This is a genomic window from Lautropia mirabilis (assembly GCF_900637555.1).
Lineage (GTDB): Bacteria > Pseudomonadota > Gammaproteobacteria > Burkholderiales > Burkholderiaceae_E > Lautropia > Lautropia mirabilis.
The window spans coordinates 2900569-2920394 of record NZ_LR134378.1; the positions used below are offsets into that span (position 1 = coordinate 2900569).

The 19826-nt window shown below is 64.3% G+C and carries 16 protein-coding genes and 1 pseudogene; 5 read left to right on the forward strand and 12 right to left on the reverse strand.

The window, feature by feature from the left end; translation table 11 throughout:
* Positions 1 to 813: a fumarate/nitrate reduction transcriptional regulator Fnr gene (gene fnr / locus EL249_RS11915; RefSeq protein ID WP_040530436.1), complete on the reverse strand. Its 813-nt coding sequence runs from the start codon at positions 811 to 813 to the stop codon at positions 1 to 3.
* A gap of 282 nt (positions 814 to 1095) precedes the next feature.
* Here fnr and hemN point away from each other — a divergent pair, with 282 nt between their 5' ends.
* From hemN to EL249_RS11930, 3 genes are all read left to right on the forward strand, one after another.
* Positions 1096 to 2628 (forward strand): oxygen-independent coproporphyrinogen III oxidase, encoded by a 1533-nt coding sequence (gene hemN / locus EL249_RS11920; RefSeq protein ID WP_005672030.1) that lies wholly within the window; start codon positions 1096 to 1098, stop codon positions 2626 to 2628.
* A gap of 416 nt (positions 2629 to 3044) precedes the next feature.
* Positions 3045 to 5138: a TonB-dependent receptor gene (locus EL249_RS11925; RefSeq protein WP_005672029.1), complete on the forward strand. Its 2094-nt coding sequence runs from the start codon at positions 3045 to 3047 to the stop codon at positions 5136 to 5138.
* Between the two features lie 286 nt (positions 5139 to 5424).
* A complete protein-coding gene (locus EL249_RS11930) occupies positions 5425 to 6402 on the forward strand; it encodes a restriction endonuclease (protein WP_040530432.1) in 978 nt (325 codons plus the stop codon).
* 131 nt (positions 6403 to 6533) lie between these two features.
* Here the strand turns inward: EL249_RS11930 and EL249_RS11935 are convergent, their stop codons facing one another.
* The 8 genes from EL249_RS11935 to tkt form a co-directional block, all read right to left on the reverse strand.
* Positions 6534 to 6914, reverse strand: a complete 381-nt coding sequence (locus EL249_RS11935) for a type II toxin-antitoxin system PemK/MazF family toxin (protein WP_005672025.1) — start codon at positions 6912 to 6914, stop codon at positions 6534 to 6536.
* A gap of 1 nt (position 6915) precedes the next feature.
* Entirely contained in the window at positions 6916 to 7167 is a 252-nt protein-coding gene (locus tag EL249_RS11940; RefSeq protein ID WP_040530430.1) for an AbrB/MazE/SpoVT family DNA-binding domain-containing protein, read from the reverse strand.
* A 224-nt stretch (positions 7168 to 7391) separates the two neighbouring features.
* A complete protein-coding gene (locus EL249_RS11945; protein WP_126348237.1) occupies positions 7392 to 8159 on the reverse strand; it encodes a hypothetical protein in 768 nt (255 codons plus the stop codon).
* Positions 8160 to 8281: 122 nt separating this feature from the next.
* The gene (locus EL249_RS11950) at positions 8282 to 9052 is read right to left on the reverse strand and encodes a hypothetical protein (protein ID WP_126348239.1); all 771 of its coding nucleotides are present in this window, start codon (positions 9050 to 9052) and stop codon (positions 8282 to 8284) included.
* Positions 9053 to 9184: 132 nt separating this feature from the next.
* Positions 9185 to 9835, reverse strand: coding sequence for a hypothetical protein (locus tag EL249_RS11955; protein ID WP_040529583.1), 651 nt, complete (start codon positions 9833 to 9835; stop codon positions 9185 to 9187).
* A 258-nt stretch (positions 9836 to 10093) separates the two neighbouring features.
* Positions 10094 to 11275: a phosphoglycerate kinase gene (locus EL249_RS11960; protein ID WP_040530428.1), complete on the reverse strand. Its 1182-nt coding sequence runs from the start codon at positions 11273 to 11275 to the stop codon at positions 10094 to 10096.
* A 291-nt stretch (positions 11276 to 11566) separates the two neighbouring features.
* Positions 11567 to 12580 (reverse strand): type I glyceraldehyde-3-phosphate dehydrogenase, encoded by a 1014-nt coding sequence (gene gap, locus EL249_RS11965; RefSeq protein ID WP_005672011.1) that lies wholly within the window; start codon positions 12578 to 12580, stop codon positions 11567 to 11569.
* Between the two features lie 26 nt (positions 12581 to 12606).
* The gene (tkt, locus tag EL249_RS11970; protein WP_040530426.1) at positions 12607 to 14643 is read right to left on the reverse strand and encodes a transketolase; all 2037 of its coding nucleotides are present in this window, start codon (positions 14641 to 14643) and stop codon (positions 12607 to 12609) included.
* Positions 14644 to 15202: 559 nt separating this feature from the next.
* Here tkt and EL249_RS11975 point away from each other — a divergent pair.
* Positions 15203 to 16030 (forward strand): 16S rRNA (uracil(1498)-N(3))-methyltransferase, encoded by an 828-nt coding sequence (locus EL249_RS11975; RefSeq protein WP_005672007.1) that lies wholly within the window; start codon positions 15203 to 15205, stop codon positions 16028 to 16030.
* A 153-nt stretch (positions 16031 to 16183) separates the two neighbouring features.
* On the opposite strand, the gene EL249_RS11980 is transcribed toward EL249_RS11975, so the two are convergent.
* Both EL249_RS11980 and EL249_RS13635 read right to left on the reverse strand, forming a co-directional pair.
* Positions 16184 to 16591, reverse strand: a complete 408-nt coding sequence (locus EL249_RS11980; protein ID WP_005672005.1) for a barstar family protein — start codon at positions 16589 to 16591, stop codon at positions 16184 to 16186.
* Positions 16588 to 16881: pseudogene (locus EL249_RS13635) on the reverse strand (guanyl-specific ribonuclease); the annotation flags it as partial. The gene EL249_RS11980 and the pseudogene EL249_RS13635, both read right to left, overlap by 4 nt.
* Before the next feature lie 655 nt (positions 16882 to 17536).
* Here EL249_RS13635 and mdtD point away from each other — a divergent pair.
* Complete coding sequence (mdtD, locus tag EL249_RS11990; protein WP_040529580.1) at positions 17537 to 18946, forward strand: multidrug transporter subunit MdtD; 1410 nt, start codon at positions 17537 to 17539, stop codon at positions 18944 to 18946.
* Between the two features lie 183 nt (positions 18947 to 19129).
* On the opposite strand, the gene EL249_RS11995 is transcribed toward mdtD, so the two are convergent.
* On the reverse strand, positions 19130 to 19705 hold the full coding sequence (locus EL249_RS11995) for an NAD(P)H-dependent oxidoreductase (RefSeq protein WP_005671999.1): 576 nt from the start codon (positions 19703 to 19705) through the stop codon (positions 19130 to 19132).
* Positions 19706 to 19826: the final 121 nt, after the last annotated feature.

Genomic DNA, 19826 nt, shown 5'->3' on the forward strand with positions numbered 1-19826 from the left:
TTACTGCGAGCTCTGCGACTCCGACCACGGCTGGTGGATGCGCATCAGCGCCACGCGCCGGGCGTTCTCGGGCGACATGTCGGTCGCCAGACCGGACTCGGGCACGCCGGAAAGCACGCGCAGCCGATCATGCGAGATGATCTGCATCTTGCGCTGCTCCACCGAGATGACGCCCTGCTCCTGCAGGCGCGACAGCGTGCGACTGACCGTTTCCAGCTTCAGCCCCAGATAGTTGCCGATTTCCTCGCGGGTCATCCGCAGGATGAACTGGCTGGAAGAAAAGCCGCGCCGCATGAAGCGCCGTGACAGCTCCAGCAGGAAGGCGCCGATGCGCTCCTCGGCCCGCATGGTGCCCAGCAGCATCATCAACCCCTGATCCCGCACGATCTCGCGCGAGATGATGCGATGAAGCCGCTGCTGCAGCGGCGGGAAGCGCCGGCCGATGGATTCCAGCTCCGAGAACGGCACCACGCAGACATCCGCGTCTTCCAGCGCCACCGCGTCGCTGTGGAACGAGCCCCGGCTGATGGCGTCAAAGCCCAGCACGTCGCCCGGCATGGGGAAGCCGATGATCTGCTCGCGCCCGTCGGGCGACAGCACCCGCGACTTGAAGAAACCGGCACGGATGGGATAGATGGCGTCGAAGGGATCGCCCGCCTTGTACAGATAGGAACCGCGCCGCACCCGGCGCCGCGTCTTGACCATGCCCGCAAGCTGCTCCATGTCGGCAGCGCTCAACCCTTCCACCAGGCACAGGTCATGCATGCTGCACGACATGCAGGAAGCATGCCCGGATGCAGCCTGGGCAGGCACCGTGGATTCAGCCGTAGGAACGTTCTTCAAGGGAAGGACCTCTGGTCAGGCAACGAGCGTACACGCTGCGCGCAGCGTGCAGGAAGGAAAAAACAGACAGATAACCGAAAAAAATACTCTCCCGACGCGTCCAGCCCACCCATCGGGCCAGGCCGCGCGGCTATCGTCGGATGACAACACATGAAAGGCGACGACACCACCCCAAGAGCCGCGCCTCAGGGATTATAAGTGTCCGTTGACCAGGATCAAAACCACCAAGTCACGTTCATTCATGCTTTTTGTATGGACAGCATGCCGACACTCGAACTGATTCGCGTTTTCGACCAACCGGGGCCCAGGTACACCTCCTACCCCACGGCGGATCATTTCGCCGAGGCCTTCGACGCCGAGAAACAGGCCTGGTGGCTGGACAACCGCACCCTGCGCCAGCCGGGGCAGCCCGTTACCGTCTACGTCCACATCCCCTTCTGCGAGTCCATCTGCCATTATTGCGCGTGCAACCGCATCGGTACCCGAGACCATGCCAGAGCCGTGGCCTATCTGCAAACCCTGAAACAGGAAATCCGCCTTTATGCGGCGCACCTGCATCGGGATGTCAGGATCTCGCAACTTCACCTGGGCGGTGGCACCCCCACCTTCTTCAGCGACGAAGAGCTGGCTGAACTGCTGAACACGCTCGACGCCGAGATCGGCCTGCAGTCCCAGGCCGAATGCTCCATCGAGATCGACCCCCGCACGGTGGACAACACCCGGCTCACCAACATCCGGCGCATGGGGTTCGACCGCATCAGCCTGGGCGTGCAGGATCTCGATCCCAAGGTCCAGGTCGCCATCCACCGCATCCAGCCTGAAGAGATGCTGGTGGGCCTGATGGAACACGCCCGCACGCTCGACTTCAAGTCCATCAACATCGACCTCGTCTACGGCCTGCCCAAGCAGACGCTGGAGACGCTGGCTCATACCCTGGACCGCATCGCTGCCCTGCGCCCGGGCCGCATGGCCATCTATGGCTACGCCCATCTGCCTGAGCGCTTCAAGGCCCAGCGCCTCATCCATCGCGAAGACCTGCCCGACCAGGCCATGCGCATGGCCATGGTGCAGCTGGCCATCCAGAAGCTCAACCAGGCCGGTTACCGCTACATCGGCATGGACCACTTCGCCCTGCCCGACGACGACCTGGCCGTCGCCCTGGAGCGCGGCACCCTGCGCCGCAACTTCATGGGCTACACCGCCATGCCCGGTGACGACCTCATCGGCCTGGGCGTCTCGGCCATCAGCGCCATCGGCCCCAGCTACTCACAGAACCACCGAGAGCTCAAGCCCTGGCGCCAGGCCATCGAAGCCGGGCGGCTGCCCACCGCCCGCGGCATCGAACTTCGTGGCGACGACACCCTGCAGCGTGCCGTCATCATGGAACTCATGTGCCAGGGCCAGCTCGACTTCCAGTCCATCGGCGACCGCTTCCTCATCGACCCGCAGGAATACTTCCGCCACGAACTCGAGGGGCTGCAGCGCTTCATCGAGGCCGGCCTCGTCCTGCGTGACGAAAGCGGCATCCAGGTCACGCCCGTCGGCCGCTACTTCCTGCGCAGCATCGCCATGGTCTTCGACCGTCACGCCCAGCTGCGCCGCCGCCAGCGTGAACAGCAGCGCCTGCTGGAAGAGACTGGCGCCACCCCGGTGGCCGTCGAGGCACGGCTGGCTGCAGCTGCCGATGCCGGCCGCGCCGGCGCCAACGACGATGACGCCGGCACCCCCGCCCGACGCGTCATCCCGCTGCACGACGAGCGGCCGGGACTCACCCTGGTCAAGTAACCAACCGTCCGCATCCCGGGCGGCAGCAAGGCCGCCCGTCTCCAGTCCCCCTTGACCCAAGGGGGACTGACACTCTGCCGCCCTCTTCCAGGGCCTCCTTTCCCATGGAGGCCTGACATCCTGCCTGGCGTCCCATCTCAGGCGCCCCAATCCCACGCGCACCATCCCACGCGCACCATCCCACGCGCACCATCCCACGCGCTCCATCCCGCACTCGACCATGCCCACAGGCCATGCGCCCGCCGGGCAATGGCCGGACAACGGCTGCGCAATAGCTGTGCAATAGCACCTTGCTCAACCAATACACCCAAATATCGTACTGATCATTACTTTCATTACTATAATTGCCACGCGCAGCGTCATCTGGTCTGCGCTGCACACCTCAGACCCCCATCCCAACCCTATCTTCCCCCATCATGCACAACGCCAAGGCACTTCCCTTCGCGCTTCTTCTGTCGACCCCGCTGGTCGCCCCTGCCCACGCCCAGGAAGCCGACCGCGCCACCCTGCCCGCCGTGAACGTCGTCGGTGCCCAGGATGACGGCTACACCACGCCCGACGCCACCAGCGGCACCAAGACCAACGCCCCGCTGCGCGACGTGCCGCAGACCATCAACGTCGTTCCGGCCCGTGTCCTGGAAGACCAGCACGTCAACTCCATGCAGGACGCCCTGAAGAATGTGCCCGGCGTGTCCTTCTCCCACGGTGACGGCCAGCGTGACCAGGTCTCCATCCGCGGCTTCTCGGCCATTGCCGACCAGTACGTCGATGGCTTCCGCGACGACGCCCTGTACTTCCGCGACCTCTCCAACATCGAGCGCGTCGATGTCATCAAGGGCCCTGCCGCCGTCCTGTACGGCCGTGGCTCCGCCGGCGGCCTCATCAACCGCATCAGCAAGAAACCCGGCAAGGACATCACCGCCGCCAACCTCAGCCTGGGCTCATGGAAGGACCGCCGGCTGGAAGCTGATCTGGGCCGCGCCAATGGCGACCAGAGCCTGTCCTGGCGCCTCACCGGCGCCATCGAGAAGGCCGACAACTACCGTCAGCAGCAGTTCCTCGACCGCAAGGCCATCGCGCCTTCCGCCCAGCTCAAGTTCTCTCCTGACACCCAGGTGCTCCTGCAGGCCGAATACCTGAATGACCGTCGCGTGACCGACTTCGGCATCCCCGCCTACCAGGGCCGTCCCGTGAACGTGGATCCGGGCACCTACTACGGCGCCGCCAACGCCCGCGATGCCGACTACACCCACACCACGGTCCATGCCTATACCGGCGTCGTCACCCATCGCATCAACGACACCCTGTCGCTGCGCAACGCCACCCGCTACTACCACTACGAACTGGACCGCAACAACACCACCACCGCCTCGGTCAACGCCGCGGCCCGCACCGTCAGCCTCGCACACGGCAACATCTTCCGGCGTGAACACGGCTGGAGCAACCAGACCGAACTCACCCAGCAGGCTTACCTGGGCGGCCTGAAGCACGAACTGCTCTATGGTCTGGAACTGGGCCAGCAGAACAAGGATCTGGTCTCCTACGCGCAGCGCAACGTTGGCACCGTGGACCTCTTCAATCCCGTGCTGCCCACCCTGGCACGCCTGGCCAGCGGCAACCCCACCAACGACAACCTCGGCCGCTTCGAGACCATGGGCCTGTACGTGCAGGACATGATCTCCATCGACCAACAGTGGAAAGTGCTGGCCGGCCTGCGCTATGACCACTTCAAGCAGGAAACCGGCGAGCGCAACACCGGCCGCAAGCTGCAGCGCACCGACAACGACATCAGCCCCCGCCTGGGCGCCGTCTACCAGCCTGACGCCACCCAGTCGTACTACCTGTCGTGGAGCCGTTCCTTCCAGCCCTCCGGTGAAGCCTTTGCCCTGAGCAGCGGCAACGCCAACCTGGACCCCGAACAGACCACCAACACCGAGATCGGTGCCAAGTACGACCTGCTCGACGGCCGCCTCAGCACCACCTTCTCGCTGTTCCGCCTGAACCGCACCAACGTCCGCGACACCGATCCCGCCACCAACCAGCTGGCTACCATCGGCACCCGTCGCACCGACGGCTTCGAGTGGAGCCTGAGCGGCGAACTGGCCCCCGGCTTGCGCGCCATCATGGGCTACGCCTTCCTCGACGCCAAGGTCACCCGCTCGCCCTCGCGCAATGACGGCCAGCCCGTGCAGGGCAAGCGCAGCACCCTCACCCCGCGCCACGCCGCCAACTTCTGGATCACCAAGGACCTGAACGGCGGCTTCGGCGTGGGCGCCGGTGCCAACCTGGTGGCCAGCCGCTACGCCAACGCCGGCAACACCGTGCGCCTGCCCGGCTACGTGACGGCCGACGCCGCCGCCTGGTGGCGCCAGGGCCCGTGGGGCGTGCAGCTCAACGTCTACAACATCACCGACGCCCGCTACATCGTCTCCTCGCACGGCGCCAACGGCAACATGAACCTGCCCGGCGCACCGCGCAACGTGATGCTGAAGCTCAGCTATCGCATGTAATGGCGTACAGCCCGAAGGTCCGCATTGGCAGCATCGTGCGGACCTTTGCGGACTGTAGTACTTCGGGGAGGAAAGCCGTATATCACAGGTTCTTTACCATGGCATCCCTCCCTATCCCGCGCCAAAAGCATGAAGTACGTTGACGCAACTTACTTTCCTCGCGGCACAAACAACGAATCCTCTCTCTATCTGCAATAGCCTCTTTACAACAGAAGCCGCCAGAATATTGCAAGGCGATCCTCCATGGCGCAGCATGGCCATACCTATAACGACGTGAATGAAGGACATGGCCATTCCGAAATACGACGATATGTTTGCGCCTCTGCTTTCCCTGATGCGTGACGGCGTACCGCGCACCAAGGCATCCTTGATCCAACCACTGGCCGAGCACTTCCAGCTCACCGATGACGAAGTCCTGGAAACTTATGAGGGAAAGAACACCATCATATTTCCAAGCCATATATCCTGGACATTGAGCTATCTAAAAATGGCGGGACTTCTCGAACACCCTGGCCGAGGTCAGTACGCCATAAGCAAGAACGGCATTGCATTCTCCGAGCGCTCAAACGAAGAAATCAAGGACTACGTAAAGTCTCAAGAGAAGAAGAGAGCGCATGAAAGAAAGCACAACGATCAAACTCATGCGTCCATCCCTGCCAAATCAGAGGGTAAAACACCCATAGATCCCCACAAGCGAGAAGGACAGACACTGAACGATCAGATCAATGATCTATATCTGATCTACAAACGCACCAAGTACGAAGAGATCATCGACATGATCCTTTCAAAGACCCCCGAGAGCTTCGAAAGGGTCGTCGTCCAGCTCCTGCAGAAGATGGGCTATGGCCGACAGCTCAGGGATGCCGGACGCACCACCCAGCTCAGCCGGGACGGTGGTATCGACGGCGAGATCCGGGAGGATGTCCTTGGCCTAGGCAAGATCAGCATTCAGGCCAAGCGCTACCAGCGTGATCAGTCCATCGGACGTCCTGAAGTCCAGGCCTTCGCAGGCGCACTGCAGGGGAACCGCTCCACGAAGGGTGTCTTCATCACCACCTCGAAGTTCACCAAGGACGCCATCGACTACGCAAGATCGCTGGCCAACGTCACCATCGTGCTCATCGACGGCATGCAGCTTGCCGAATACATGTACCAGCATGGACTGGGCGTGGAGATCCGGGACGAATTTGCCATCAAGGACCTCGACGAGAGCTACTGGGACGAGCTGGCCGATGGCGCCCCATCATTGCCTGCGAAGGCCTGAGTCGGAAGAGCAGGAGGCCACGCCCCTGAAAGACAACGGCCGCCACCCGACACACGGGCAGCGGCCGTTCGTTCAACTCGGGTCCGGATCCAGGAACGCCGAAAGCTGATTCTTGGAGGCCACGCCCCCTGCTACCCCAACTGCAGCAACTGGTTCAATACCATCAGCACTTCCGCAAACGGCGCATCATCCAGCTTCCGCAAGGAATGGGGTGACGCCTCGCGCTGGCGCCAGTCAAACGACTTGGGCTGATGACAGAGGACATAACTGGTCTGGCCAGACTTTCGCCCGGATGCCACGCCTGCAATGACGGCAAACGGGTTATCCGCGTTATACGGTGCCGTCGTCATGGGTAGGCCAATGACCAGAGAGGTGCGATCGTTGAACGTGCGTGGGGACAGAACCAGGAAGGGATGAACGTCCCGCATCTCCCGCCCCTTCTGCGGGTTGCAGTCGATCCAGATGATGTCCTGCCGATCCGGAACCCAGGCAGCGTCACGCTTCGTCGCCATGTCAGAAACGCTCGTTTCCCAGAGGCTCCGAGACAGACATGGCCTCCCCAGCATGCCGGTCAGGGTCGAAGCGCGCCAGGCGCTCTTCCAGTGTCAACGTCCGGTTCCGAACAGGCGTCAACACGATCCTGTCGCCCTCGACAGCCACCTCGACCTGCTGATCGACCGACAGCCCTGCCGCCCGCGCTATGCTGGCAGGCAGACGCACACCCAGGCTATTTCCCCAGTGCCGGATATTCAAGGTCGTGCTCATGGAACAGCCCCCAAGCAGATGTATAAACATAGTATATACATCCCGCCAGGCCGGAGACAAGGGCTCGATGTCATCGAGCAGCCGTATGGCTGAAACCTGCAGATACCGGACCTCCCGGACGACACGCCCTTGAAAGACAATAGCCGCCACCCGAGACTCGGGCAGCGGCCATTCGTTCAACTCGGGTCCGGATCATGTTCGTTCATGACCTGGCCTGGGCAAGGTCAGAGCGGAAACTTGCAGATCGTTTTCTCATCAGCCGTGAGCACGTCACCATAGGTGTACATGATCTCGAAATCAGCCGGCGGGGTCGCCCCGTCATCCTTGGCATTCACGTTCATCCCGAAGCCGTGCACCTTCTTGGCTGCATCATCAGCGCTGTAGCCAGAGATATGGACGCTGAACAAGTACGGCGCACCTTCCACGTCAAGCTTGAGGAAGACGGACCGGAAAAGCTGCGTCATCTTGTAGACATGCACCTTGTCGCCCACGGTGAAGGTCACTTCCCCATCCTTCGCCAGCTTCACCGTACAGTCCGTGGTACCGTCCGACAGATCCTTGCCCACGTAGACACCGGCAGCACATGCAGCGCCCGTTGCAGGATCAAATGAGCGGAAGGGCGTCTGGCACCCTCGATACATCTGCTCATACATGGCCCGGTTGACCAGGGATGGCGTCTGGGCATTGTTGGCCGGAGTCGTCACAGCCGGCGCAGTCGCAACGGGCGAGTTCGTGGCGGGCGTCGTTGCAGTCGGCGTGGTGGCCGGTGCCGATGGCGCGGTCGCGGCGGGCGTGCTTGCAGCCGGCGTGCTGTTGGTCGCGGTCGTCGTGCCGCCAGCCGTGCTGGTCGTGGTCGAGCCATTGCCATTCGTCGCAACCGGCGTGGCCGGCGTGCTGCTGTCGCCACCGCCACCACCGCCACAGGCGCCAAGAACGGCCGAGATGGCCAGAGCCAGGGCAAGCTTGCTGCCGGATACAAGTTGAGTGTTCATGGTCATTTCGGAAAACGGAAACAGGTGGGGATATCGAACGGCCGCCACCCGAGATACGGGCAGCGGCCATTCATTCAACGCCGGGCCAGATCATGCTCGTTCATGACCCGGCTTAGGCAGGGTCAAAGCGGCATCTTGCAGCTCGCCAGCTCATCTGACGAGATCTTGCCTCCATACTTATATCCGATCTCAATGCTATCCGGCAGTGTCGAACCATCACCCTTGGGGTTTACATTCAGCATGAAGCCGTGGCTCTTCTCGGTTGCATCCTCGGCGCTGTAACCAGAGATATGAACGTCCAACAAGTACGGAGCTCTTTCCGCAGATGAGTTGACGAAGCGGTACTCGAAATACTCCGTCTCCGTCATCCTGAAGACATGCACCTTGTCACCCACGGTGAAGGTCACTTCCCCGTCCTTCGCCAGCTTCACCGTACAGTCCTTGGTACCGTCCGACAGATCCTTGCCCACGTAGACACCGGCCGCACATGCAGCGCCCGTTGCAGGATCAAATGAGCGGAAGGGCGTCTTGCACTCCCGATACATCTGCTCATACATGGCCCGGTTGACCAGGGATGGCGTCTGGGCATTGTTGGCCGGAGTCGTCACAGCCGGCGCAGTCGCAACGGGCGAGTTCGTGGCGGGCGTCGTTGCGGCCGGCGTGGTGGCCGGTGCCGATGGCGCGGTCGTGGTGGGCGTGGTTGCAGCCGGCGTGCTGTTGGTCGCGGTCGTCGTGCCGCCAGCCGTGCTGGTCGTGGTCGAGCCAGCGCCATTCGTCGCAACCGGCGTGGCCGGCGTGCTTCTGTCACCACCGCCGCCGCCACAGGCACCAAGAACGGCCGAGATGGCCAGAGCCAGGGCAAGCTTGCTGCCGGATACAAGTTGAGTGTTCATGGTCATTCCAGAAAACGGAAACAAGCGGGAATGTCGATCAGACTCGAAAATGGCCACTGCCTGAAGAGCGGGCAGCGGCCATCCATTCAGTTCACAACCGAATCATGTCGACCTATGATCCGGCCCCACGTCTCAGAGCGGAACGCGGCAGGTCGATTGAAGATCTGGAGAATATGCCGAGCCGAAGCTGTGCTTGATGTCGAGATGATCAGGTTTCTTACCAACTTCGGCTTGTGGATCCAGACGCAGCTCGAAGCCGTGAACCTTCCCGTTGGCATCCGCCGCACTATCAGCGCTGATGGCCATACCCCAGATATGCTGATACTCTCCCCCTGCCAGCGGATTGGTCTTCGAGTACAGGAAGTGCTGTGCCAGCTTGAAGGCATACACATCATTACCCATGGTGTACGTCACTTCGCCATCTCGCGTCAGCCGGACCGTGCAGACCGTCTGGCCGTCCCTCAGATTCTTGCCGACGTAGGTGCCGGCAGCACACGCATAGAAGCCCGCTTCACTCGTGTACGACACGACCTGGCACTGCGTGCGCAGCTGCTCATACATCGCCTGGTTGGACGAAGACGTCGTCTGGGTGTTGTTGGCTGCAGGCGTGGTCGCAGCCGGCGTGGTGGTCGTGGCAGCAGGCGTGGTTGCTGCCGGCGTGTTCGGTGCCACCGGCGTCGTCGGCGTGCTGCTGCCACCGCCGCCACAAGCGGTAAGAACAGCCGAGACGGCCACGGCCAGGCTCAGAGACAGTTTGCTGCCGAATGCGTGTTGCTTGCCCATGATGGCTCCCCAGAAAAAAGGGTGGAAGTTGCAATGGCGAGCAAACTAACATGCCGCGTTTTGACGACATATGGCATTTTTCCGCACGCAAGATCGGCGGACGAAAGCAGCCGACAAGTGCATGAGCGCTTCAGAAGCCTCCCGGTAAAGCCCTTCCCTCACGCACAAAACAGAAAGGCCCTGCATCCGCATGCGCGGTGCAGGGCCTGTCCGTGGTGACGACCCGGATCCGGACAAAGGCCGGATCCGGTCAGGTCATCAGCTGGCAGCTGCTTCCAGGGCAGCCACGGCCGGCAGGGTGCGGCCTTCCAGGAACTCCAGGAAGGCGCCACCACCGGTGGAGATGTAGCTGATCTGGTCGGTGATGCCGAACTTGGCAATGGCGGCCAGGGTGTCACCACCGCCCGCGATCGAGAAGCCCTTGGAGGCTGCGATGGCGCGGGCCAGGGTCTCGGTGCCCTTGGCAAAGGCGTCGAACTCGAACACGCCGACGGGGCCGTTCCAGACGATGGTGCCAGCAGACTTCAGCTGCTCGGCCAGCTTGGCAGCCGTCTTGGGGCCAATGTCCAGAATCATGTCGTCTTCGGCCACGTCCTTGGCGGCCTTGACGGTGGCCGGGGCGTCAGCAGCGAAGGTCTTGGCCACCACCACGTCTTCGGGGATGGGCACTTCGGCGCCGCGGGCCTTCATCTTCTCGATGATCTTCTTGGCGTCGCCCACCAGGTCGGGCTCGGCCAGGGACTTGCCGATGGGCAGGCCGGCAGCCAGCATGAAGGTGTTGGCAATGCCACCGCCCACGATCAGCTGGTCGACCTTGTCGGCCAGGGAATCGAGGATGGTGAGCTTGGTGGAGACCTTGGAGCCAGCCACGATGGCAACCATCGGGTGAGCCGGGTTGTGCAGGGCCTTGCCCAGGGCGTCCAGCTCGGCCGCCAGCAGCGGGCCGGCAGCGGCTTCCTTGGCGAAGCGGGCGATGCCGTGGGTGGAGGCCTCGGCGCGGTGAGCGGTGCCGAAGGCGTCGTTCACGTAGACGTCGCACAGGGCGGCGTACTTCTTGGCCAGAGCTTCGTCGTCTTTCTTCTCACCCTTGTTGCAGCGGGTGTTTTCCAGCACCACCACATCGCCCGGGGCCAGCGGGAAGCCGCCATCCAGGTAATTGGCCTGCAGGCGCACGGGGCGGCCCAGCAGTTCCTCCAGGCGCTTGGCCACGGGAGCCAGCGAGTCCTCGGGCTTGAATTCGCCCTCTTTCGGACGGCCCAGGTGGGAGGTGACCATGACGGCGGCGCCCTTGTCCAGCGCGGCCTTGATGGCAGGCACCGAAGCCCGGATGCGGGTGTCGTCGGTGATGTTGCGGTTCTCATCCAGCGGGACGTTGAAGTCGCTGCGGATGAAGACTTTCTTGCCTTTCAGGTCGAGGTCTGCCAGTCGCTTGAATTTCATCGTGTTCTCCATGACAGGCCAGTCAATGGGAGGATGCGGCATTCACTGACCCGGGAATTCGGTCGGCAGGGCCATCAGGGCCTCTGCACAGATGTCTGGGTGGCGGCCGGCCAACAGCTTTCCGTGGACACGGAAGGATCCGAAGTCCGGCTGGGCCACAAGGCTGCCGAGGCGCACCGCCCGGGCGGCGCCGGGGTGTCCTGCACGCGGCAAGGACACCGACGCCGTCGGTCGGCACGCGACGGCAGCCAGGCACCCTGCCCTTTCGGGCGGGGTGCCGTGATGCACCGATCACTTGGCGTTCATCAGCGCCACGGTGGTGTCGAGCATCCGGTTGGAGAAGCCCCACTCGTTGTCGTACCAGCTGGTGACCTTCACCAGACGGCCGCTGACCTTGGTCAGCGTGGAGTCGAAGGTGGAGGACGCCGGGCAATGGTTGAAGTCGACCGAGACCAGCGGCTTGTCGTTGTAGTTCAGGATGCCTTTCAGTTCCTTGCTTTCGGAAGCTTCCTTCAGGATCTTGTTGACTTCCTCGACCGTGGTGTCACGGGCGGCGATGAACGACAGGTCGACCAGCGAGACGTTGATGGTCGGCACGCGCACGGCGAAGCCGTCCAGCTTGCCATTCAGCTCGGGCAGCACCAGGCCGACGGCCGCGGCAGCACCGGTCTTGGTCGGGATCATCGACTGGGTGGCCGAACGGGCACGGCGCAGATCGGAGTGATACACGTCGGTCAGCACCTGGTCGTTGGTGAAGGCGTGGATGGTGGTCATCAGGCCATTGACGACGCCAATCTTGTCCTGCAGCGGCTTGACCAGCGGGGCCAGGCAGTTGGTGGTGCAAGAGGCGTTGGAAATGACCGTGTCCGAAGCCTTCAGCACGCCCTGGTTCACGCCGTAGACGATGGTGGCGTCCACGTCCTTGCCGCCGGGTGCGGAGATGATGACTTTCTTGGCGCCGCCAGCCAGGTGCGCGCTGGCTTTTTCCTTGGAAGTGAACAGGCCCGTGCACTCCAGCACCACGTCGACGTTCAGATCCTTCCAGGGCAGCTTGCTGGGATCACGCTCGGCCAGCACCTTGATCTTGTCGCCGTTGACGACCAGATAGTCGCCTTCGACCTTGACGTCACCGTTGAACTTGCCGTGGGCGGTGTCGTACTGGGTCAGGTGCGCATTGGTTTCGGGCTTGCCGAGATCATTGATGGCGACGATCTCGATGTCGTGCTTCTTGCCGCTTTCATAGTGGGCACGCAGCACATTGCGGCCAATCCGGCCATAACCATTGATTGCAACGCGAATCGTCATTTCTTTCTTCCTCTTGTATTGAAGGATCAGAGCCCCAGCACCTGCCGCACGGTGGCGGCAACGTTGTCGGCAGTCATGCCGAAATGCTGGTTGAGTACCGATGCGGGAGCGGATTCGCCGAAGCGATCGATCCCGACCACCGCCGCAGGGCGGTATTTCCACCAGAAATCGGTGACACCGGCTTCCACGGCAATCCGTGGAAGGTCGTCTGGCAACAGACGGCGTTTGTAAGCCACGTCCTGCTTGTCGAACGTGGTGGTGGATGGCATGGAAACCACCCGGACACGAATGCCTTCATCGGCCAGCTGGCGTGCGGCGGCCAGTGCCAGCGACACCTCGGAGCCGGTGGCGATGAGCACGGCCTTGGCGGCACGCGGGGCATGCACCAGGTAGGCACCGCGACGGATCTCGTCGACGTCGACCACTTCGCGCTCGATGAAGGGCAGCCCCTGCCGCGACAGCAGCAGGCAGGTGGGGCCTTCCTCGTTCTCGATGGCGGCCTGCCAGGCGATGGCGGTCTCGACCGTGTCCGCCGGGCGCCAGACCGACATGTTGGGGATGAGGCGCAGGCAGGCCGCGGTCTCGACAGGCTGGTGGGTGGGACCATCCTCACCCAGGCCGATGGAATCGTGCGTGAAGACGTGGATGACCCGCTGCTTGCTGAGCGCAGCCACGCGCAGGGCATTGCGGGCGTAGTCGGAGAACACCAGGAAGGTGCCGCCGTAGGGGATGAAGCCGCCGTGCAGGGCCAGGCCGTTCATGACGGCAGCCATGCCGAACTCGCGCACGCCGTAGTTGATGTGGCGTCCACCGTTGAGATCGGCGTCATTGTCAGCCGACGGGCGCAGCATCTCAACGCCCTTCCAGGCGGTGAGGTTGCTACCGGTGAGGTCGGCCGAGCCACCCAGCAGTTCCGGCAGGGCGGGCCCCAGGTAGTTGAGCGCCCGCTGCGAGGCGGCACGGGTGGCGATGTTCTCGGCTTCCATCACCGTGTCCATCACCAGGTTGTCCATGATGTCTTCCCAGTCGGCCGGCAGCACGCCGCGCATGCGGCGCTCCAGCTCGGCAGCCTCTTCGGGGAACTGGGCGGCATAGGCGTCGAAGGCGTCCTGCCAGCGGGCATGGCGCTCGGCGCCGACCTGGGTGGCGTCCCAGGCCGCGTACAGGTCGGCCGGAATCTCGAAGGGCGGTTCGGACCAGCCCAGGGCCTTGCGGGTGGCGGCGATTTCCTCGGCGCCCAGCGATTCGCCGTGGGCCTTGGCCGTGCCGGCCCGGTTGGGCGAACCCTTGCCGATGACGGTCTTGCAGATGATGATGGTGGGCGCAAAGCGCAGCTCGCCCACGCCTTCGCCGTCGACGACCGGCCGGCCGGTCTCGCCCCAGTCGCGCGCCTGCGCGATGGCCTGGGCCACGGCCCAGGCGTCGTGGCCATCGACCGCGTCGATGACGTTCCAGCCATAGGCGGCAAAGCGCTCGGCCACGTTCTCGCGGTACCAGCCCTTGACGTCGCCGTCGATGGAGATGCCGTTGTCGTCATAGAGCATGACGAGCTTGGACAGGCGCCAGATGGCGGCCAGGGCGCAGGCCTCGTGCGAGACGCCTTCCATCAGGCAGCCGTCGCCGGCAAACACCCAGGTGAAGTGGTCGACGATGTCGTGGCCGGGGCGGTTGAACTCGGCAGCCAGCAGCTTCTCGGCCAGGGCCATGCCCACGGCGTTGGCCAGCCCCTGCCCCAGCGGACCGGTGGTGGTCTCCACGCCCGGCGTGACACCCACCTCGGGGTGGCCCGGGGTCTTGGAGTGCAGCTGGCGGAAGTCCTTGATGTCGTCGATGGAAAGATCGTAGCCGGTCAGATGCAGCAGCGAGTACAGCAGCATCGAGCCGTGCCCGTTGGAGAGCACGAAACGGTCACGGTCGAACCAGCCCGGCTGGGCGGGATCGTGCTTGAAGTGTGCGCCCCACAGGGCCACCGCGATATCGGCCATGCCCATGGGCATGCCGGGGTGGCCGGAACGGGCCTTCTCGATGGCGTCCATGGACAGCACGCGGATGGCGTTGGCCATGCGACGGGCGGTGTCAGGCGACGGGAAGGCAGGCCAGCCAGTGGCCACGAAGGCCTCGGCAGGTTTCTGGGCATCGGGCAGGGTCACGTCGTCCACCTCGGTGACGCCATCGGACCATCCCACATGTTCAGTGGCGGGAAGCGTCTCGCCCCCGGCTTCATCGGGGGAAAAATCCAGCTCGGCAGTAGCAGGAGCTTCGGTGGGAAACGAGTGGTCGGTCATGGCAGAAAGGGACGAATTGAGCTGAAAATGCGATGAAAAACGGACTTTCAATCAGGCGGCCCGCCCGGAATCTGCCGTTGGCGCCCTGGCCTGCTTGCCATGCCATGTCCGGGTCTCTCCTCCCGACGCTGGGCGCCTTCGGACCGGGCATGCCGGCAGGGCCGCCAGGAACCTCTGCACAGTATACTGGACGCCAATGTAACAGCTATTTGCATTGTCTGCAGGGGAAGGCCCTGTTGCGCGCCGGGGAGATTCGCCAGCCTTCTTGGTGACATTCAGGCAACGAATCATTCGGTCGCCTGCCGCAGCCTTCCCCGACGGTTGCTTCCCTGATCTGATGACACCCCGAATCCACCTGCCTGCCCTGGCCGACCAGCCCGCGCCCCCTGTCCCGTCCGATCCCCTGCCGCTGGACGAGCCGGCCGCGCACCACCTGCTGCGGGTGTTGCGCCGCGGCATCGGTGACGAGATCGAGGTCTTCGACGGACAGGGGCGGTGCTGGCATGCGCAGGTCGCCTCCACGAAGCCGGCGACCGTGACGCTGCAGGCCGCCCTGCCCGCCGAGCCCCCACCCCGTCTGCGACTGGGTCTGGCGCAGTGCCTCAGCACGGCCGAGAAGATGGACTGGACCATCGAGAAGGCCGTGGAGCTGGGCGTGAGCCACATCGTGCCGCTGCTGTCGGCCCGCAGCGTGGTGAAGCTGGACGGCGCACGCGCCGAGAAGCGCGTGCAGCACTGGCAGCGGCTGGTGGTGGCAGCGGCCATGCAGTGCGGGCGCAGCCGCCTGCCCGAAATCGCGCCCATCCAGCCCGTGGGCACCTGGCTGGCCAGCCTGCCCGCCCCCCAGGCCCACGAGCGACGCTGGGTGCTGAGCCCGCTGGCCGAGTCATCGCTGATGGCGCAGGCCAGCGCACTGGCGGCCCAGACTGGCACACCGCTTGCGTGGGATCAGGATCAGCCAATCGATGCAGCGGCCAGCGAAGCCGCCACCCCCACGGCCTGGCTGCTGTGCGGACCGGAATCAGGGCTGGCCGAGACGGAAGTGGAGCAGGCGCTGGCCCAGGGTTGGCAGCCGGCACTGCTGGGCCCGCGGGTGCTGCGCACCGAAACCGCCGGGCTGGTGGGGCTGACGGTGCTGCAGGCCGCGCTGGGTGATCTGGGCTAGGCCTGACCTGGGTTGTGTCCAGCCTGGGTTGGGTTCAGCCTGGGTCAGGTCCCACTTGGGATCTCCCACGCTTGGGGTCTCTCCCGCTCAGAACCTCTCCCGCCTGAGCCCGGCCAGACCACGGCAAGACCTGGGCTGAGCCGTCGTCGCTGACTACGTCTTGCGCACCGAGTAGAAGACCCGGAACGCCGTCTCGTGGTCGTAGAAGAAGTCGGCTGCGTCCCGAAACACGTCCAGCAGCGTGCTGCGGTCGTCCGCCGACAGCTGCGTCGCATCGGGCAGGTTCTCGATGAGCAGCACGAAGCCGGGACGGTCAGCCTCGTCCGAAGGCTTCAGGTCAGTCAGGCAATCGTAGAGTGCATCCAGATTGCGGCCGTAATGGGCCGGCAGTTTCAGTCCCTCCCCCAGAGCGGCCAGCACGGACGCCTTGTCATGAGCTGCCGCGCAGTCGCACTGCAGCAGGGTCTGGTCGGTCTGCAGCGCGGCACGCACCAGACCATTCTTGTCATAGGCACCCAGCGGCAGAACCGCGTGCCGGGGGATGTTGGACAGTGCACTCATGGGAACTCGATCCTGCGGAAGGTCTGGTAGTGGTCGTCCGTGTAATAGAACTCGGTGGGTCGGCCATCCCGGCCGCCGGCAATGATGCGGCGCGCCCCGCGTGAGCGGACCCGCGGGGTCTTGACGGTGTATTCGGTGTAGTAGCCCCGACGCTGGCGCGGCAGCTTGCGCTCGTAGTTGCCAAAGACGGTGCCGTCCTTCTCGTAGGGGTACGGGCCACCTTCACGGATCAGCGCCAGCGTTTGGCGCGCCTCGGCAGGAAGATCACCCACCGCCACGGTACCGAGGCCGTCGCCCCCCTGCCGGGATGCCCTGTCGGAGGACCGATCGGAAGCACGGTCGGATGCCTTGCCAGATGCCCTGTCCGGGTTACGGTCATTTGACCGCTCGGGTGCCCGGTCGCGGGTCCAGTCAGCTACTCCACCGGAAGCTCTGTCGGAAGCACGCTCCGATGCCCGGTCCTGCGCCCGTTCTGATGCCTGGCGGGCTGCCCGGTCCGCGGCCTGCCCCGTTGTCTGCCCAGGCGCCTGCACGGACGTCCGCACCTCCGGCTGCGCGGCAGGCTGCGGTTGGCTGTTGCAGGCCTGCAGGACCGACAGCCCCGTGCCCAGCAGCAGGGCGGCCAGCAGCGTCAACAATGCCCGCGCCAGCCCCTGCCACCGCACCAGCGACGAGAAGCGCGGTTGCGACGCGCGCCCACCCGCCAATGTGGCCTGCGAATTGAACAGAGTGCGAATGAACGTGACAAAGGCTTTCATCCTGTCATCCTACGACAGGCCTCGGTCGGCGGGAAGCCCCGAAACACATGACGCTGGCACGGCGCCATCGTCCTGTCATCGTGGAATGGGCGACGGCCTCCTCCGATAGCCGGTATTCTTTCCGGTTCACCCATTGAAAATGGGCACGGATCACCGGGGCCCCATCGACCACCAGGAACGTCACCCCATGCCAGACGCTGCCGCTCACCCCTCTCCCCGCATCCTGCTGTGGCTGGTAGCGGTGGGGTTCTTCATGCAGACGCTGGACGGCACCATCGTCAACACGGCGCTGCCGGCCATGGCGACCAGCCTGGGCGAGAGCCCGCTGCGCCTGCAGGCCGTGGTGGTGGCCTACATGCTGACCATGGCGGCGCTGATCCCGGCCAGCGGCTGGCTGGCCGACCGCTTCGGGTCACAGCGGGTGTTCCTGAGCGCCATCGTGCTGTTCTCGGCCGGTTCGGCGGCCTGCGCACTCTCCAATGACCTGTCGCAGCTGATTGCCGCCCGGGTGCTGCAGGGCCTGGGGGCCGCCGTGCTGCTGCCGGTGGGCCGGCTGGTGATCCTGCAGCACTTCCCGCGCGAGGAACTGCTGTCGGCCATGAGCTTCGTGGCCATCCCGGGACTCATCGGCCCGCTGATCGGACCGACGCTGGGCGGCTGGCTGGTGGAGACCGCCTCATGGCACTGGATCTTCCTCATCAACCTGCCCGTGGGCCTGGTGGGCGCGCTGGCCACGATGCGCTACATGCCCAACCTCAAGCGCGCCGACGCCGGCCGCTTCGACCTGGCCGGCTATGCCATGCTGGTGCTGGCCATGATCGCCATCTCGCTGGCGCTGGACGGACTGGGCGGTCTGGGCTGGGCCAGCACGCTGGTGGTGCTGCTGATGGTGGCCGGACTGGCAGCGCTGACGGCCTACTGGCTGCACGCCATGCGCCACCCCGCCCCGCTGTTTCCGCCGGCGCTCTTTACCGTGCCCAGCTACCGCGTGGGCATCCTGGGCAACCTGTTCGCACGCATCGGCTCGGGCGCCATGCCCTACCTGCTGCCGCTGCTGCTGCAGCTGGCCATGGGATTCTCGCCAGCCGAGGCCGGCATGATGCTGCTGCCAGTGACGCTGGCCAGCATCGGCGCCAAGCGCGCCGTCTCCGACATCGTGAGCCGCTACGGCTACCGGCGGGTGCTGCTGGTCAACACCGTGCTGCTGGGCGTGCTGATCGCCGCCTTCGCCCTGATGACGCCCGACCAGCCGCTGTGGCTGCGCACCACCCAGCTGGCTTTCTTCGGCGCCGTCAGCTCCACCCAGTTCTCGGCCATGAACACCGTGACGCTGAAGGATCTGGACGCCGCCCACGCCGCCAGCGGCAACAGCCTGTTCTCGATGGTGCAGATGCTGGGCCTGAGCCTGGGCATCACCTGCGCCTCGGCACTGCTGCACGCCTTCAGCGGCTGGCTGGACACAGGCACCGGCGCCAGTGAACTGCCGGCCTTCCGCGCCGCCTTCGTGGCGGTCGGCGTGCTGACGATCGGGTCAGCAGGGATCTTCTGGCAGTTGCGGGCGGATGCGCCCGGGCAGGTCCGGAACCCCGGAGCATGAAAACGGAACGGCCGCGATTCAGCACTTTCTTTCCCGATTCCCCCGGCACCCTGGGGCATGAAGCCAGAACAGCAGGACCGCAAGATCAGGTGGTAGAACCGGGACGATGAAGCCGAAGCGACGAGCCTGCCCACTGAAGTGGTCAGCCACCGATGGTTCCTGCCGCCCGTGTTCTCGGACGCCTCAGATGTAGCGCCCAAGATCCTCCAGGAACGCCCTGCGCTTCTCGTCCGTGATCAGGTTGGCCTTGCCGCAGTTCACCCAGCGCCGACGACGGGCGCCCACGCCCTTCATCGTGTGGCCCAGCATGGCCTTGGTGATGAAATTGCCACAGACAGACTTCAGGTAGAGGGTAGGCGCCGCCGAGGTGCTGATGACCAGCGCCTCGTCAATGTCAAGCCGCCCCTCCAGCAGACCAGCCCGGTTCTCCATGTAGGCAAAGGTCCGCAGAAACACCTTATCGATGAATCCCTTGACGATGGCCGGCATGTTGGCCCACCAGATGGGAAAGATGAAGATCAGGCGGTTGCTCTCCTTGAGCGCCTCCTGGTATTGCAGCACCAGCGGATCCAGCGCCTTGCCCTCGGCGAACAGGGCCAGCTCCTCCTTCGTGAAGACAGGATTGAAGCCATCGGCATACAGGTCGATCAGCTGGTATGCCTGCCCCTTGGCATCCAGCAGCGCCTGCACCCGCTCCAGAATGGCATGGTTGAAGCTTTTCTCGTACGGGTGGGCGTAGATGATGGTGGTCTTGCTCATGGTGCTCTCCCTGGGGACCGGGTGGCGTGCGGCCCGCCGGCCTGCCCCACCCTGGCGCCTCGATGATCCGGAAAGATGCAGGTTCCCGGCAGCACCTGCGCGATCGAAAGATCATTATGAG

Excerpts from the sequence above, each read along its gene's own strand:
- EL249_RS11925 (WP_005672029.1), top strand. The coding sequence starts at position 3,045 with ATGCACAACGCCAAGGCACTTCCCTTCGCGCTTCTTCTGTCGACCCCG.
- EL249_RS11930 (WP_040530432.1), top strand. The coding sequence starts at position 5,425 with ATGGCCATTCCGAAATACGACGATATGTTTGCGCCTCTGCTTTCCCTG.
- EL249_RS11950 (WP_126348239.1), bottom strand. The coding sequence starts at position 9,052 with ATGAACACTCAACTTGTATCCGGCAGCAAGCTTGCCCTGGCTCTGGCC.
- EL249_RS11935 (WP_005672025.1), bottom strand. The coding sequence starts at position 6,914 with ATGGCGACGAAGCGTGACGCTGCCTGGGTTCCGGATCGGCAGGACATC.
- tkt (WP_040530426.1), bottom strand. The coding sequence starts at position 14,643 with ATGGCCAACGCCATCCGCGTGCTGTCCATGGACGCCATCGAGAAGGCC.
- EL249_RS11960 (WP_040530428.1), bottom strand. The coding sequence starts at position 11,275 with ATGAAATTCAAGCGACTGGCAGACCTCGACCTGAAAGGCAAGAAAGTC.
- EL249_RS11955 (WP_040529583.1), bottom strand. The coding sequence starts at position 9,835 with ATGGGCAAGCAACACGCATTCGGCAGCAAACTGTCTCTGAGCCTGGCC.
- mdtD (WP_040529580.1), top strand. The coding sequence starts at position 17,537 with ATGCCAGACGCTGCCGCTCACCCCTCTCCCCGCATCCTGCTGTGGCTG.
- EL249_RS11980 (WP_005672005.1), bottom strand. The coding sequence starts at position 16,591 with ATGAGTGCACTGTCCAACATCCCCCGGCACGCGGTTCTGCCGCTGGGT.
- EL249_RS11995 (WP_005671999.1), bottom strand. The coding sequence starts at position 19,705 with ATGAGCAAGACCACCATCATCTACGCCCACCCGTACGAGAAAAGCTTC.
- EL249_RS11975 (WP_005672007.1), top strand. The coding sequence starts at position 15,203 with ATGACACCCCGAATCCACCTGCCTGCCCTGGCCGACCAGCCCGCGCCC.
- hemN (WP_005672030.1), top strand. The coding sequence starts at position 1,096 with ATGGACAGCATGCCGACACTCGAACTGATTCGCGTTTTCGACCAACCG.
- EL249_RS11940 (WP_040530430.1), bottom strand. The coding sequence starts at position 7,167 with ATGAGCACGACCTTGAATATCCGGCACTGGGGAAATAGCCTGGGTGTG.
- EL249_RS11945 (WP_126348237.1), bottom strand. The coding sequence starts at position 8,159 with ATGAACACTCAACTTGTATCCGGCAGCAAGCTTGCCCTGGCTCTGGCC.
- gap (WP_005672011.1), bottom strand. The coding sequence starts at position 12,580 with ATGACGATTCGCGTTGCAATCAATGGTTATGGCCGGATTGGCCGCAAT.